General features: G+C 66.9%; 16 protein-coding genes and 1 tRNA gene. 7 read left to right on the plus strand and 10 right to left on the minus strand.

What is annotated here, in order from left to right:
- Nucleotides 1-58: 58 nt before the first annotated feature.
- From clpA to IEY14_RS02715, 3 genes are all read right to left on the minus strand, one after another.
- On the minus strand, nt 59-2,497 hold the full coding sequence (gene clpA / locus IEY14_RS02705) for an ATP-dependent Clp protease ATP-binding subunit ClpA (protein ID WP_188906667.1): 2,439 nt from the start codon (nt 2,495-2,497) through the stop codon (nt 59-61).
- An 8-nt stretch (nt 2,498-2,505) separates the two neighbouring features.
- A complete protein-coding gene (gene clpS, locus IEY14_RS02710) occupies nt 2,506-2,859 on the minus strand; it encodes an ATP-dependent Clp protease adapter ClpS (protein ID WP_188906668.1) in 354 nt (117 codons plus the stop codon).
- A 301-nt stretch (nt 2,860-3,160) separates the two neighbouring features.
- Nucleotides 3,161-3,520, minus strand: coding sequence for a phasin family protein (locus tag IEY14_RS02715; protein WP_188906669.1), 360 nt, complete (start codon nt 3,518-3,520; stop codon nt 3,161-3,163).
- Between the two features lie 426 nt (nt 3,521-3,946).
- Here IEY14_RS02715 and IEY14_RS02720 point away from each other — a divergent pair, with 426 nt between their 5' ends.
- Both IEY14_RS02720 and IEY14_RS02725 read left to right on the plus strand, forming a co-directional pair.
- Nucleotides 3,947-5,356, plus strand: a complete 1,410-nt coding sequence (locus tag IEY14_RS02720) for a D-alanyl-D-alanine carboxypeptidase (protein ID WP_244639271.1) — start codon at nt 3,947-3,949, stop codon at nt 5,354-5,356.
- 52 nt (nt 5,357-5,408) lie between these two features.
- Entirely contained in the window at nt 5,409-5,678 is a 270-nt protein-coding gene (locus IEY14_RS02725) for a hypothetical protein (protein WP_188906671.1), read from the plus strand.
- Between the two features lie 22 nt (nt 5,679-5,700).
- Here the strand turns inward: IEY14_RS02725 and IEY14_RS02730 are convergent, their stop codons facing one another.
- Nucleotides 5,701-6,135 (minus strand): DUF1489 family protein, encoded by a 435-nt coding sequence (locus tag IEY14_RS02730; protein ID WP_188906672.1) that lies wholly within the window; start codon nt 6,133-6,135, stop codon nt 5,701-5,703.
- A gap of 77 nt (nt 6,136-6,212) precedes the next feature.
- On the opposite strand from IEY14_RS02730, the gene IEY14_RS02735 reads away from it, so the two are divergent.
- Both IEY14_RS02735 and IEY14_RS02740 read left to right on the plus strand, forming a co-directional pair.
- A complete protein-coding gene (locus IEY14_RS02735) occupies nt 6,213-6,914 on the plus strand; it encodes a DUF599 domain-containing protein (RefSeq protein ID WP_188906673.1) in 702 nt (233 codons plus the stop codon).
- A gap of 8 nt (nt 6,915-6,922) precedes the next feature.
- On the plus strand, nt 6,923-7,228 hold the full coding sequence (locus tag IEY14_RS02740) for a DUF3253 domain-containing protein (RefSeq protein ID WP_244639272.1): 306 nt from the start codon (nt 6,923-6,925) through the stop codon (nt 7,226-7,228).
- Here the strand turns inward: IEY14_RS02740 and IEY14_RS02745 are convergent.
- Nucleotides 7,156-7,977, minus strand: a complete 822-nt coding sequence (locus IEY14_RS02745) for a YdcF family protein (protein WP_188906675.1) — start codon at nt 7,975-7,977, stop codon at nt 7,156-7,158. The two genes, IEY14_RS02740 and IEY14_RS02745, sit on opposite strands and share 73 nt — an antisense overlap.
- Nucleotides 7,978-7,992: 15 nt before the next feature.
- The gene (locus tag IEY14_RS02750; RefSeq protein ID WP_188906676.1) at nt 7,993-8,823 is read right to left on the minus strand and encodes an aldo/keto reductase; all 831 of its coding nucleotides are present in this window, start codon (nt 8,821-8,823) and stop codon (nt 7,993-7,995) included.
- Nucleotides 8,824-8,927: 104 nt separating this feature from the next.
- Here IEY14_RS02750 and IEY14_RS02755 point away from each other — a divergent pair, with 104 nt between their 5' ends.
- Nucleotides 8,928-9,899: a heparan-alpha-glucosaminide N-acetyltransferase gene (locus IEY14_RS02755; RefSeq protein WP_244639273.1), complete on the plus strand. Its 972-nt coding sequence runs from the start codon at nt 8,928-8,930 to the stop codon at nt 9,897-9,899.
- Nucleotides 9,900-9,909: 10 nt separating this feature from the next.
- Here the strand turns inward: IEY14_RS02755 and IEY14_RS02760 are convergent, their stop codons facing one another.
- The 3 genes from IEY14_RS02760 to IEY14_RS02770 form a co-directional block, all read right to left on the minus strand.
- Entirely contained in the window at nt 9,910-10,302 is a 393-nt protein-coding gene (locus tag IEY14_RS02760; RefSeq protein WP_188906677.1) for a MerR family transcriptional regulator, read from the minus strand.
- 63 nt (nt 10,303-10,365) lie between these two features.
- Entirely contained in the window at nt 10,366-11,805 is a 1,440-nt protein-coding gene (gene mgtE / locus IEY14_RS02765) for a magnesium transporter (protein WP_188906678.1), read from the minus strand.
- 175 nt (nt 11,806-11,980) lie between these two features.
- A tRNA-Leu gene (locus IEY14_RS02770) sits at nt 11,981-12,065 on the minus strand.
- Nucleotides 12,066-12,220: 155 nt separating this feature from the next.
- Between IEY14_RS02770 and lipB the strand changes: the two genes are divergently transcribed.
- The gene (gene lipB, locus IEY14_RS02775) at nt 12,221-12,961 is read left to right on the plus strand and encodes a lipoyl(octanoyl) transferase LipB (RefSeq protein ID WP_188906679.1); all 741 of its coding nucleotides are present in this window, start codon (nt 12,221-12,223) and stop codon (nt 12,959-12,961) included.
- Here lipB and IEY14_RS02780 read toward each other — a convergent pair.
- On the minus strand, nt 12,958-13,236 hold the full coding sequence (locus tag IEY14_RS02780; RefSeq protein ID WP_188906680.1) for an acylphosphatase: 279 nt from the start codon (nt 13,234-13,236) through the stop codon (nt 12,958-12,960). The genes lipB and IEY14_RS02780 overlap by 4 nt on opposite strands.
- Nucleotides 13,237-13,325: 89 nt before the next feature.
- Between IEY14_RS02780 and IEY14_RS02785 the strand changes: the two genes are divergently transcribed.
- A complete protein-coding gene (locus IEY14_RS02785; protein WP_373288890.1) occupies nt 13,326-13,769 on the plus strand; it encodes a YaiI/YqxD family protein in 444 nt (147 codons plus the stop codon).
- The last annotated feature ends 11 nt before the right edge of the window (nt 13,770-13,780 follow it).

The raw sequence follows: 13,780 nt of genomic DNA on the forward strand, positions 1-13,780 counted from the left end.
TCTCCCCTATGCCGCAAAAAGGAACGGGGCGCTTTCGCGCCCCGCTCGATGGTCAAGGTCAGGTTCGGCGCGGCGGCTTTTGCGCCGTCGAGGGGCGCTTGGCGGTCTTCACCGCCACGTCGCCGTCCCCCTCGTCGCCGAAATCCTCGTCCTCGTCATAGTCGGGCTCGTCGGCCGACTTGCCCTTGCGGGCCTTCAGCGCGACCTCGTCGGCGATCGCCTCCAGCGCCAGCGTCTTAACCCCGGCGGCATCCTCGGCGATCGTCACCTTCACCGTGCCGCCGCGCCTCAGCTTGCCGAAGAGCAGCTCGTCGGCCAGCGGCTTCTTGATGTGCTCCTGGATCACGCGGCCGAGCGGCCGGGCGCCCATCTGCTCGTCATAGCCCTTGTTCGCCAGCCAGGCGATCGCCTCTTCCGAGAGATCGAAGGTGACGTTGCGCTCGGAAAGCTGCGCCTCGAGCTGCATGACGAACTTCTGCACCACCTGATGGATCACCGGCGTCGGCAGTCCGCCGAAGGCGATGACGGCATCGAGACGGTTGCGGAATTCCGGCGTGAACAGGCGGTTGATCGCCTCCACGTCGTCGCCCGTCCGCTTTGAGGAGCCGAAGCCGATCGCGGCCCGCGCGCCTTCCGCCGCGCCGGCATTGGTCGTCATGATCAGAATGACGTTCCGGAAGTCGATCTTCTTGCCGTTGTGATCGGTCAGCTTGCCGTGATCCATCACCTGCAGGAGGATGTTGAAGAGATCCGGATGCGCCTTCTCGATCTCGTCCAGGAGCAGCACGCAATGCGGATGCTGGTCGACGCCGTCCGTCAGGAGGCCGCCCTGGTCGAAGCCGACATAGCCGGGAGGCGCGCCGATCAGCCGCGAGACCGTATGGCGCTCCATATATTCCGACATGTCGAAGCGCAGCAGCTCGACGCCGAGCGAGGAGGCGAGCTGCTTGGCCACTTCCGTCTTGCCGACGCCGGTCGGGCCGGAGAACAGATAGGAGCCGATCGGCTTCTCCGGCTCGCGCAACCCGGCGCGGGCGAGCTTGATGGCCGAGGCGAGCGCCTCGATCGCCGCGTCCTGGCCGTAGACGACGCGCTTCAGCTGCTCGTCGAGATTGGCGAGCACTTCCTCGTCGTCCTTCGACACAGTCTTCGGCGGGATGCGGGCCATCGTGGCGATCGTCGCCTCGATCTCCTTGATGCCGATGCGCTTCTTCCGCTGCTCTTCCGGCAGGAGCATCTGCGAGGCGCCGGTCTCGTCGATCACGTCGATCGCCTTGTCCGGCAGCTTGCGGTCGTTGATGTAGCGGGCCGAGAGCTCGACCGCCGAGCGGATCGCGCCGGTCGAGAAGCGGACCTTGTGGAACTCCTCGAAATAGGGCTTCAGCCCCTTCATGATGGCGATCGCGTCCTCGATCGTCGGCTCCTTGACGTCGATCTTCTGGAAGCGCCGCACCAGGGCGCGGTCCTTCTCGAAGAACTGGCGATATTCCTTATAGGTCGTCGAGCCGATGCAGCGGATCGCGCCGGAGGACAGAGCCGGCTTCAGGAGATTGGACGCATCCATGGCGCCGCCCGAGGTGGCCCCCGCGCCGATCACCGTATGGATCTCGTCGATGAAGAGGATGGCGCCCGGATAGTCCTCGAGCTCCTTGACCACCTGCTTCAGCCGTTCCTCGAAATCGCCGCGATAGCGGGTGCCGGCGAGCAGCGTGCCCATGTCGAGCGAGAAGATGGTGGCGTCGGCCAGCACTTCCGGCACGTCGTTCTCGACGATTCGCTTGGCGAGGCCTTCGGCGATGGCGGTCTTGCCGACGCCGGGATCGCCGACATAGAGCGGGTTGTTCTTGGAGCGCCGGCAAAGGACCTGGATCGTGCGGTTGATCTCGTCCGTGCGGCCGATCAGCGGGTCGATCCGGCCGTTCTTCGCCTTCTCGTTCAGGTTGACGCAATAGGCCGTCAGCGCGTCCTGCGCGTTCTTGCGGCGGCCTTCGTCCTCCGTGCCGGTGGCGGCCTGCTCCTCCTCGGCGCCGCGCACGGCGCGGCTCTCCGAAGCGCCGGGCCGCTTGGCGATGCCATGGGCGATGAAGTTCACCGCGTCGTAGCGCGTCATCTCCTGCTCCTGCAGGAAATAGGCGGCATGGCTCTCTCGCTCGGCGAAGAGCGCGACGAGGACATTGGCGCCCGTCACCTCCTCGCGGCCGGACGACTGCACATGGATAACCGCGCGCTGGATGACGCGGTGGAAGCCGGCGGTCGGCTTCGATTCCTCGTCATGGCCGGTGACGAGATTGGCGAGCTCGGTGTCGATATATTCGACGAGATTGCCGCGCAGCGTATCGAGATCGACGCTGCAGCCCTTCATGACGGCGGCGGCGTCCTTGTCCTCGATCAGCGCGAGCAGCAGATGCTCGAGCGTCGCGAATTCCTGCTGGCGTTCATTGGCGAGCGTCAGGGCCTGATGCAGGCATTTTTCGAGGCTTTGGGAAAAGGTCGGCAAGGTTCACCTCAATTCTTTTCCATGACGCATTGAAGAGGATGCTGATGTTGGCGGGCGAAATCCATGACCTGCGTCACTTTGGTCTCCGCGACCTCGTAGGTGTAGATTCCGCATTCGCCGACCCCGTGATTGTGCACATGCAACATCACGCGCGTCGCGCTGTCATGGTCCTTTTGGAAGAACCGCTCCAGAACGTGGATGACGAACTCCATCGGGGTATAGTCGTCGTTCAGAAGCAGGACGCGGTAGAGGCTGGGCTTCTTCGTCTGGGGCTTGGTTCGCGTGATCACGGAGGTCCCGCGATCCGTCCCCGGCTCCTTGCTCCTGCCTGCCTGCGATCGCACCCTCGGCGCCCCGGCCATGGTGCTGGGTCGTTGAATGCTCACCGCCGCCACCTCTATCGTCGACCGATATGTATGATGCCGTTTCGCGATGTTAAGGGAAGCCCGCATACTGCTTACGGACGCTCCATTCTCGTTCGATGTCCTGCTCACCCAACGATCCTAGGACGGTTTGAAGGCAAGCGTCCATGACGATTTGCGCCTTCGCGCCCCCGAGTCCGATCGTCGCACCGTCCGAAACGACGAAGGACCCGGCGATCGCTCACCGAGTCCCTCGTTTTCGGGCATCCCGCCCGGCGGTCGCCGGGCGATGTCGGGATCGTCAGGCGGCCTGCTTGGCCAGCGACTGACCGAAATTCGCCGCGCTCATCATCGAGCTCTCGAACGGCTTGTAGACTTCCTTGGCGATCGAGCCGTAGAGCTCGCTCATCTTGGTCGCCTGGGCCAGCCAGTCCTGGTAGGCGCTCTTGGCGTAGTCGTTCTGGATCTCGACCGCCTTCTCGAAGCTGCGCGACTGCGCCAGCTGCTCGAACATGCGGGCGGACTGCTCGTAGGAGCGCTTGGTGAATTCCGTGGTCTCGGCCGCGATCTGCTGAAAGCCCTTGGTCATCGCGGAAAACGAACGCATCGCGCCGTCGAGCGATTCCTTGCCGACATTGCTGGCATCGTCGAGATTGCTCATTCCGGTTCTCCCTTCGAGGCGACCGGGATCGGCCGGCCGGCGGCAGCGATTGCTGCGACGCACCTTACATATTGCACTGCACAATAATGTCAAGGCGGCGCATTTTTGCGACAGGTCCGATGTCTTCGGCGCGGCCAACGCGAAGTTGAAGGCGAAGGCGGCGACCGGTCGCATTTTCGCCGCCTGCCCTTCGCAATCGCAAAGATGCGCCGGGTCTTCTGAAGACTCCGGCAACCATAAACGGATTGGTAACGGGCTTGCCCGTACGCTCCCCCCTCATGACAGGGCGCCGTCGACCGGGCGCTCTCCCCCGCATGCGACGGCTCTGCGCCGTCTCGAAGAGAGAAGAGCCGAAACGTGGGAACAGCACCGTCGCGCCTTCGCCGTCGTCTGGTTCAAGTGGTCAAGTCGGCGGGTGCCCTGGGCGTGGCTCTGGCGCTTCTGACGCAGGGCGCCGAGGCGGCCGGCCGCCATTCCGCCTTCGTGATCGACGCGAACAACGGCAAGGTGCTCTTCTCGGACGACGCGGACGAGCTGCGCTTCCCGGCCTCGCTGACGAAGATGATGACGCTCTACATGCTCTTCGAGGCCATGCATGACGGGCGGGTCAATCTCTCGACGCCGATGAAGGTCTCGGCCTATGCGTCGGCCCGGCCGCCGACGAAACTGCGGCTTCAGCCTGGATCGACGCTGACCGTGCAGGAGGCCATCCTCGGTCTCGTCACCCTTTCGGCGAACGACGCCTCTGTGGTGATTGCCGAACATCTCGGCGGCTCGGAGGCGCGCTTCGCCCAGATGATGACGGCGAAGGCCCACCAGCTCGGCATGAGCCGCACGGTGTTCCGCAACGCCAACGGCCTGCCGAACGAGAACCAGCATTCCACCGCCCGCGACATGGCGACGCTCGGCATCGCGCTGCGCGAGCACTTCCCGAGCGAATACCGCTTCTTCTCGACGAAGTCCTTCAACTTCCGGGGCCGCACGATCAACAGCCACAACAAGCTCGTCGGCCGCGTGAAGGGCGTCGACGGCATCAAGACTGGCTATATCAACGCCTCGGGCTTCAACCTCGTCTCCTCGCTATTCGACGGCGACCGCAAGATCGTCGGCGTCGTCTTCGGCGGCAACACGGCGGCCGCGCGCGACAACGAGATGGCGAAGCTTCTCGCGAAGTACCTGCCGTCCGCCAGCACCCGCTCCGCCGGGCCGCTCGTCGCCGAGCGCAAGCGCTCCGGCCGGGTGAATGCCGACATCCAGGTCGCCGCCGCCAGCGCCCTGCCCGCCGCCGGCAATGCGCCGGTGCCGCAATTCGCCGACCGCAAGGTCTCGATCAACGAGCGGATCGCCGAGGCCTACGGCTCCAGCGCCGGCGACGCCATCGCCCGCGTGACGAAGCCGGGCCGCCAGGTCATCGGCCGCGACGCCATCCGCGCGGCCCTCGCCTCGCGCCAGGATGCCGATCTGGTGCGCCCTACCGCGGCGCCGGCGCCCGTGGCGACCGCCTACGGCGAAAACCGCCCGGTGCCGCGCGCCGCCATTCCGAGCGCTGACCTCGATGCCGGCACGACGGGCGCGGTGGCCGAGGAGACGGCCGGCTCGCCCTGGGTCGTGCAGATCGCGGCGACCGCCGACCGGTCCCAGGCGCTGCAGATGCTGAACGACGCCAAGGACAAGGTCGGCAAGCCGCTGGCCCGCGCGATGCCGGTGGCGCAGCGCGTCGGCGCGCAGGGCCTCTACCGGGCGCGCTTCGCGGGCTTCGACACGAAGGACGCCGCGAATGCCGCCTGCGCGGCTCTCAAGAAGCGCTCCTACAGCTGCTTCGCCGTCGCCAACTAAGTCCTCTCCACCACGCTTCCCTCACGACAAAGCGCATAGCTGGGCATCGATGATGACGGTCGAATCGGAAATCCAGGCGCAGATCGATCCGCGCGCCCGCACCTCGATCATCCGCGCGGGGACGATCCATCCGCTGAAGCACGCCTCCACCAAGCTCGCGGAATTCCGCGAGGGGCGCTCCTCCTTCAAGGCCCGCGACCTCGTCGGCCTGCTCCTGTCGCATGGCGCCCGCGCCTGGCGCGCCTCGCAGCCGCAGACCGTCACCCGCCTGCGCGTCCGCTCGCCGAACGGCGTGCCGGCGGTGCGGCTGCGGATGTCGTGAGACGCCCGCCGTCGCGATCGGGTCAGAGAAGTCCCAGTTCGGCGAGTTCCCGCCGCAGGTCCGGCGGAACGGCCGCAAGATCCGCGTCGGCGCCGAGATCGCGCGGCGCGTCGTCCTCGGTGAGGTAGCGCCAGCCCTGGAAGGCGCGGCGCGGCTGCCATTCGGTCGGCACGAAGACCGGCTCCAGCACGATATGGCAGCGCCCGATGCCTTCCGCGTCCACCACCGGGCGCAGCGCCAGGATGCGCTGGCGCACCTGGATCGAGCCCTTGATCACCCAGTAGAGCGAACCGCCGGCGAGGACGTCCGTCTCTCGTTTCGGCTGCATGCGGGTCTGATGGATCTGTTCGACCGCGCGCCCGGTGCGCCGGGCCTCCTCCAGGCGGTCGGCGACCCAGGACTGAAGGTCCTCGATCGACTCGGCACCCACGCAAAGCTTGACCAGATGAAGCGGCATGGGGTTCTTCTGCCGCCGAGCTTTCGGCCGCGTCAAGCGTGGCGGCCGAGCCGCATGGCCATGGACGGATCGGCCCCATGACGCAAATCAGCCTGCCGGACATCTTCGTCCTTCTCGCCTTCCTGGCCGGCTGGGTGACCTATAACTGGGTCACCGATCGCAGCCCCTGGGCGCGCCACGGTCTCAGCGCGGCGATGAACGAGCAGCGGCGGCGCTGGATGGAGGTTCTGTCGCGCCGCGAACTGCGGATGATCGACACCGCGATCATGACCGGCCTGCAGCAGGGCACCGCCTTCTTCGCCTCCTCCTGCATCTTCGCCATCGGCGGCTGCTTCGCCCTTCTCGGCTCCAGCCGGCGGATCGCCGAGATCGCCGCCGACCTTCCCCTTCACAATCGCCTCGATGTCGGCCTGGTCGAGGCCAAGCTTCTCGGCCTCATCACCATCTTCGCCTATTCCTTCTTCAAGTTCGGCTGGTCCTACCGGCTGTTCAATTATTGCACGATCCTGATCGGTGCGATTCCGATGCGCGGCGATCGCGACGACGATCCGGTGCGGATGGAGGACGCCGTCCGGCGCGCTGCCCTGATGAACCAACTCGCCGCGACGCATTTCAACGCCGGGCTTCGGGGCATCTTCTTCGGCCTTGCCTATCTCGGCTGGTTTCTCGGCCCTTGGGTGCTGCTCCTGTCCACGAGCTTCGTCGTCGCCATCCTGGCGCATCGCCAGTTCTTCTCGGCAGCACGCTACGCGGCGGCCGAACTGCCGGTGCGCAAATGACGGACGAGATGCCGCCGGCCGAGCGGCTGGAGGCCGAGATCCTCGCCATGGTCGCGGCGCGCGGTGCCGACAAGACCATCTGCCCATCCGAAGTCGCACGGGCCCTGCTCGGCGCCGACGAGACGCGCTGGCGACTGGCCATGAAGCCGATCCGCCGCGTGGCGGTGCGGCTGGCGCAGGAAGGTCGCGTCGTGCTCCGCCGCAAGGGCCGGATCGTCGACCCGGCCGATTTCAAGGGAATCTACCGGATCGGCCCACCGGCCGACGAGGCGGGCGCGGGGAAAAGCGCATCCGTCCGGCCGGACAGCCGATAGGCGGCAAGCCCGATATATTCGCGGATCGCGAGTTGCACCTTATCGGCATTGCGCGCGACATCCGCCCAGGCCGGCCGCCAGCGGGCCGGCCCGGTCGGCGTCCGGTAATCGACCGGATAGGGCAGGACGTCGAAGCCGGCGACGCGAAAGCAGCCGACGCTGCGTGGCATGTGGAAGGCGGAGGTGACGAGCAGCCAGGTCTCCCCGGCCTTCGGCTGGACGAGGGCCTTGGTGAATTCGGCATTCTCGGCGGTGTTGCGGGCACGGCCTTCGAGAATCAGACGCTCGGGTTCGAGACCCAGCGACAGAAAGGCGCGCTCGGCGGCTTCCGTTTCGGGGATGTCGTCCTCGAACACCGCCGCGACGCCACCGGTGAAGGCGATCTTCGCCTTCGGATATCGCCGCGCGATGGCCATGGCCGCCGTCACGCGGTCGCCGGCCTCGCTCATCTCGTCATTGCCGCGCGACTTGGAGACGCGTGTGTCGAAGGAGCCGCCGAGGACGACGATGCCCGTCACGTCGTCGGGCAGCGGCGGGCGCGGAAAGCGATCCTCCAGCGCGCCAACCAGCACCAGCCCGAGGGGCGAGAACATCACGACGACATAGACGAGCGCCGAGACGACGAAGGACGCCGTCGCGAGATTGCGCAGGCCGAAGGCCAGGAGGACGAGGCCGAGGAGAACGAGCAGCGCGACGGCGACCAGCGGCTGGATGACGAACCAGACGAGCTTGGAGAGAACGAAGAACATGGCGGGCCGGCGCGATCAGACCCGGTCCCAGTTCGGCGCGAAGTCCGGATCGACCAGCCGTTGCCGGCGCTTCGTCAGGCCGGTGATCCGGTCCATCTCGTCTTCGGCGAGTTCGAACGAGAAGACGTCGAAATTCTCCCGCAGCCGGTCCGGGTTGCTCGTGCGCGGGATCGCCGCGACCCTTGCCTGCTGCACCTCCCAGCGCAAGACGATCTGCGCCGGCGTCCGCCCGTGGCGTTCGGCGATCGCGGAAATCACCGGGTCGTTCAGCAGTTCGCCGCCGCGCCCGATCGGCGAATAGGCGACGAGCGCCATGTCGTGCCGCGCGCAGGCGTCGAGAACCGCCTCCTGCGAAAGGAAGGGATGATATTCGACCTGGTTGCAGACGAGCGGCGCGGCGGAGATCGCCACCGCCTCGTCCATCATCGCGCTGGTGAAGTTCGCGACGCCGATATGGCGGGTGAGACCGCGACCGATCGTGTCGTTCAGCGCCCCGATCGATTCCTCGAGCGCGACGCCCGCATTCGGCCAGTGGATCAGGAGAAGATCGACCGGCCCGATGCCGAGCGCCTCGATCGCCGCTTCCGCGGCCTGCTGCAGCCGGCCCTCGGCGAGATCCTCCCACCAGACCTTGGTCGTGACGAAAAGCTCGTCGCGCGCGATGCCGGCGCGCCGGATGCCCTCGCCCACCTCGCGCTCGTTCGCATACATGCGGGCGGTGTCGATATGCCGGTAGCCGAACTCGATCGCCCGCGCCACGATGTCGCTCGCCGCCGGGCCTGAAAGCCGCCAGGTGCCGAGCCCGATCGCCGGGAGACGCGCCCCACCCGCTTCGATGATCTTCATGGCGAATTCCTTCTGTGGCATGACGCGACGGCGCGAGAGCGCCGCCCGCGTGGAAATAGGCGGGTGCCTCGTCCGTAAAGCCGCCGCGCGGCGCCGAGAAGCCCTTGACCGATTCCGTCCCGTCCGTCGGCGCTAGGCGCGCTCGCATCGAATTCATCGATATCCTGCGGGCGGTCGCGCTTCTGGCGATGGCCGTCTACCACTTCACCTGGGATCTCGATTTCCACGGTCTCGTCGCCCATGGCACGGCGACCGACGGTGGCTGGCGGCTTTTCGCGCGGGGCATCGCCGCGAGCTTCCTGTTTCTCGTCGGCATCAGCCTCGTCCTGGCGCATGGCCGCGCGATCCGCTGGCGGAGCTTCTGGATTCGCGAGGCGCAAGTTCTCGCCGGCGCCGTCGCGATCACCCTGGTCACGTCCTTCATCACGCCGGAGAGCTTCGTCTTCTTCGGCATCCTGCATCAGATCGCGCTGGCGAGCCTCGTCGGCCTTCTCTTCCTGCGCCTGCCGCCGCTTCTCACCGGCGTCCTCGGCATCGGCATCATCGTCACCGCCTTCCATGTCGCGACGCCGCTCACCGATCCGCGCTGGCTCGCCTGGATCGGACTGACGGCAGACGAGCCGCGCACCAACGACTATGTGCCCTTCTTCCCCTGGACAGGCGTCGTCCTCATCGGCATCGCCGCCGCCGGTCTCGCCGAGCGCTGGGGCGTGCCGGCGAAGCTCGCGCGGTTGAACACGTCGCTCCGGCCGCTGCGCGCGCTCGGCTGGCTGGGGCGCCATTCGCTGCTGTTCTACCTCCTGCACCAGCCGATCCTCTTCGGGCTCGTCGCCGGCTATGTGCAGATCTTTCCGCCGGATCAGGTGAAGCTCTTTGCCGCGAGCTGTCGGCACGAATGCCGCAAGGATCGCGACGGGCCGACATGCGAGGCCTTCTGCGGCTGCGTCGAGACCGATCTCGCCGCAAAGAACATCCTGGAGCGGCTGATCGCCGGAACGACGAGCGAGGCGGAGAACGCCACCGTCCGGCGCACCGTCCTGCAATGCTCGTTCCCCGGCCTGCCCGTCGATCCGTGACGGATGGGCGTCAGCTCGACGGCGAAACGCCGAGCTCCGCCATGCGGGTGAGGCAGGCTTCCTCGGCATTGTCGAGCTCGATCAGCAGCGCGTCGATGTCGCGCCGTTTCTGCTCCAGTTCCTTCCGGCGCTCCTCGACCCGGCGGATGATCGCCCGCAGCTGCCCGGCCTCGCCCGGCGGCTCCTTGTACATCTGGATGATCTCGCGGATCTCGGCGATGGAGAAGCCGAGGCGCTTGCCGCGCAGGATCATGCGCAGCAGCGTGCGGTCCGACTGGCGGAACAGGCGCGTGCGCCCGCGCCGCACCGGGGCGATCAGCCCTTCGTCCTCGTAGAAGCGGATGGTGCGGGTGGAAACGTCGAATTCCCGCGTGAGCTCGGTGATCGTGTAATACTCGCGCATCGTCGGTCCTGCCCTGGCCGTCCTGCATGGGGGCGGATCGACGGCGCTGTCAATCGAGGGCGGTCAAAGGCTTGAGGACAGGCCGAACCACCAGGCGGCGATGCCGAGGAAGGCGAAGAAGCCGATGACATCGGTGACGGTGGTGACGAAGGCGCCCGAGGCGATGGCCGGATCGGCGCCGAAGCGGTCGAGCACGATCGGGATCAGGATGCCGCCGAGCGCCGCCGCCAGCATGTTGATGATCAGCGCCAGCCCCATCACCTCGCCGAGGCCGAGATTGTCGAACCAGAGCCCCGCGACGACGCCGATGATCAGGGCGAAGGCAACGCCGTTGATGAGGCCGACCGCCAGTTCCTTTCGCACGATCCGCCCGGCATTGTAGATGTCGAGGTCGCGCGTCGCGAGCGAGCGCACCGCGACCGTCATCGTCTGCGTGCCGGCATTGCCGCCCATCGAGGCGACGATCGGCATCAGCACCGCCAGCGCCACCATCTGCTCGATCGTCGCGTCGAAGAGGCCAATCACCGCCGAGGCCAGCACGGCGGTGAGGAGATTGATGAACAGCCAGAGGAAGCGCGAGCGGACGATGGTGAGAACCGAATCCGACAGTTCCTCGTCGCCGACGCCGCCCAGACGCCGGATGTCCTCTTCCGCCTCGGCTTGGAGGACGTCCACCACGTCGTCGATCGTCAGGACGCCGACCAGCCGCTCGTTCTCGTCGACGACGGCCGCCGACAGGAGGTCGTATTGCTGGATGATCTGCGCCGCCTCTTCCTGGTCCATCGTGGCCGGAATGGCGTGGCGCGTCTCGCGCATGATGTCCTCGATCTTCGCCGGCCGCCGGGCCCGCAGGATGCGGTCGAGATCGACGGCGCCGAGCAGCTTGAACGAAGGATCGATGACGAAGATCTGCGTGAATTCCTCCGGCAGATCCGCCTCATCGCGCAGATAGTCGATCGTCTGGCCGACCGTCCAGAACGGCGGCACGGCGACGAATTCCGTCTGCATGCGGCGGCCGGCCGATTCGTCCGGATATTCCAGCGCCCGACGCAGCCGAACCCGCTCGCGGAACGGCAGGTTCTCCAGGATCTCCTTCTGATCGGCCTCATCGAGGTCCTCCAGAATGTAGACCGCGTCGTCCGAATCGAGTTCGCGCACCGCCTCGGCGATCTGCGCGTTCGGCATGGCGTCGACGATCTCGAGGCGGACGGCCTCGTCGACCTGCGTCAGCGCAGTATAGTCGAAATCCTCGCCGAGCAGGCGGACGAGCCCCTGCCGATCGTCGAAATTGATGTGCTGGAGGATGTCGCCGAGTTCCGAATCGTGCAGCGGCACGACGGAGGCGCGCAGCCTGTCCGCATCTTCTGCATGGATGGCGTCGCGGACCCGTTCGAGAAAGCCCTGATCGAGTTCGCCTTCCTCGTCGTAGATCTCGGGATGCTCGAAATCCTCGGCCTCCGCCGCGCGTTCGAGGACGCGATGATCGAGCTGTGAATCAGCCAAGGCCGCCCTCCGGACCGGATCAATTCCGTCGGTGGTCTAGCTCATCGATCATGGGATGGAATAGGCTGGAAACGCGCCCCGGACGGCTTTTCCGCACAGCGTCGCCGCAGAGCCTCACGCTCGCGCCAGCGCACTTGCGTGGTCATATGCCGGATGATCTTCGGGGGAGAAAGACTGGTGCGGTCGAGAAGACTCGAACTTCCACGGGTTGCCCCACAGCGACCTCAACGCTGCGCGTCTACCAATTCCGCCACGACCGCACGTCGTGTTTTTCTTCTTGTTCGCCGCCGTTCGTCGGCGGTGACGGGCATGTAACAAACCGGCCCGCACTGCACAAGCGGTTTTGCGAACTTCTTGTGAAAGAGATGGGCGGGAGGCGCTTCCGCGCCGGCTTCGGGATCGCTACATCTCGAACATGCTTGAGGAAACCGCCCTTTCCGCCGCGACCGACCGCCTTGCGGTGACGGCGCGCCAGTTCCTCCCCCTTCCTGGATCGCCGCCGGTGGAATGGCGAATCTGGCCGGGACTGACCGATTACGGACAGGCGGTCGAGGCGATGGAGCAGCGTGTCGCGGCGATCGCCGACGGCGCGCTGCCGGAGGCGGTCTTATTGGTCGAGCATCCGCCGCTCTACACGGCCGGCACCAGCGCGAATGCCGAGGATCTCGTCGATGCGACGCGCTTTCCGGTGCATCGGACGGGACGCGGCGGCGAATATACCTATCACGGCCCCGGCCAGCGCGTGGCCTATGTCCTTCTCGACCTGAAGCGCCGCCGGCAGGATGTCCGCGCCTTCGTCGCCGCGCTGGAGGAATGGCTGATCACGACGCTCGCCGAATTCCAGATTCGCGGCGAGCGGCGCGAGGACCGCGTCGGCGTCTGGGTGCGCCGCCCCGAACGGCCGCTCGGCTTCGACGGCGCCACGGCCGAAGACAAGATCGCCGCGATCGGCATAAGGGTGCGCCGCTGGGTGACCTTCCATGGCATCAGCCTGAACGTCGATCCCGAGCTCGAACATTTCTCCGGCATCGTGCCTTGCGGCATCCGGAAGCACGGCGTCACCAGCCTCCTCGATCTCGGCATCCCCGTCACCATGCCGGAGGTCGACATGCTGCTCCGCGCCCGATTCGAGGATGTTTTCGGGCCGACCCGCTAGGCCGTCTCGGTCACCAGGAAGCCGTCCGGCACGGCGCCGGTCCATTCCTGCGCCTCGACGTCATCGACGCCCCGGCCGGACGGGCCGTGCCGCAAGAGATCGAGCATGGCATCGACCATCGGCCCGTCGCCGGAGAGAATCGCCTCTACCGTGCCGTCGCGGCGGTTGCGCACCCATCCCGACAGGCGGCGCGCCTTCGCTTCCTTCGCGGTCCAGGCGCGAAAGCCGACGCCCTGCACCTTGCCCGTCACCCTCACCCGCACCGTCTTCGTCATCCCGCCGCTCCCCAAATCGCATGGGGCAAATGCACGGCCCCGGCACGGGTTCTCTGGCGCCACCCGCCACCGGCCGCTACATGCCCCGCATGCGCAGATTGTTCATCGATGCCGACGCCTGCCCGGTCAAGGAAGATGCCCACGAGATCGCCGGGCGCCACGGGGTCGAGGTGGTGCTCGTCTCAAATGGCGGCATCCGCCCGTCGCGCTTTCCCGGCGCGCGCGTCGTTACCGTGGCGGCGGGAGCGGACGAGGCCGACCACTGGATCGTGGAACAGGCGGCGGCGGGCGACATCGTCCTCACCGCCGACATTCCGCTCGCCGCCCGCGCGCTGGAGCGCGGCGCCGAGGTGCTCAATGCCGACGGCCGCTCGCTGACGACGGCGACGATCGGCACGGCGCTTTCCATGCGCGCCTTCCAGCAGCATCTACGCGAAACCGGCGAGAGCAAGGGCTATAATCGCAGCTTCTCGCCGGCCGACCGCTCGCGCTTCCGCCAGGCTCTCGACCGGCTGCTCCGCCGCGAATCGTGATCTCCCGCTGC

The sequence above is a fragment of the Aureimonas endophytica genome (assembly GCF_014642635.1).
Classification (GTDB): Bacteria; Pseudomonadota; Alphaproteobacteria; order Rhizobiales; family Rhizobiaceae; genus Plantimonas; species Plantimonas endophytica.

Coding starts and splice junctions, on each gene's coding strand:
- clpS (WP_188906668.1), bottom strand. CDS start 2,859: ATGGCCGGGGCGCCGAGGGTGCGATCGCAGGCAGGCAGGAGCAAGGAG.
- IEY14_RS02715 (WP_188906669.1), bottom strand. CDS start 3,520: ATGAGCAATCTCGACGATGCCAGCAATGTCGGCAAGGAATCGCTCGAC.
- IEY14_RS02725 (WP_188906671.1), top strand. CDS start 5,409: ATGACGGTCGAATCGGAAATCCAGGCGCAGATCGATCCGCGCGCCCGC.
- IEY14_RS02730 (WP_188906672.1), bottom strand. CDS start 6,135: ATGCCGCTTCATCTGGTCAAGCTTTGCGTGGGTGCCGAGTCGATCGAG.
- IEY14_RS02735 (WP_188906673.1), top strand. CDS start 6,213: ATGACGCAAATCAGCCTGCCGGACATCTTCGTCCTTCTCGCCTTCCTG.
- IEY14_RS02740 (WP_244639272.1), top strand. CDS start 6,923: ATGCCGCCGGCCGAGCGGCTGGAGGCCGAGATCCTCGCCATGGTCGCG.
- IEY14_RS02745 (WP_188906675.1), bottom strand. CDS start 7,977: ATGTTCTTCGTTCTCTCCAAGCTCGTCTGGTTCGTCATCCAGCCGCTG.
- IEY14_RS02750 (WP_188906676.1), bottom strand. CDS start 8,823: ATGAAGATCATCGAAGCGGGTGGGGCGCGTCTCCCGGCGATCGGGCTC.
- IEY14_RS02760 (WP_188906677.1), bottom strand. CDS start 10,302: ATGCGCGAGTATTACACGATCACCGAGCTCACGCGGGAATTCGACGTT.
- lipB (WP_188906679.1), top strand. CDS start 12,221: ATGCTTGAGGAAACCGCCCTTTCCGCCGCGACCGACCGCCTTGCGGTG.
- IEY14_RS02780 (WP_188906680.1), bottom strand. CDS start 13,236: ATGACGAAGACGGTGCGGGTGAGGGTGACGGGCAAGGTGCAGGGCGTC.
- IEY14_RS02785 (WP_373288890.1), top strand. CDS start 13,326: ATGCGCAGATTGTTCATCGATGCCGACGCCTGCCCGGTCAAGGAAGAT.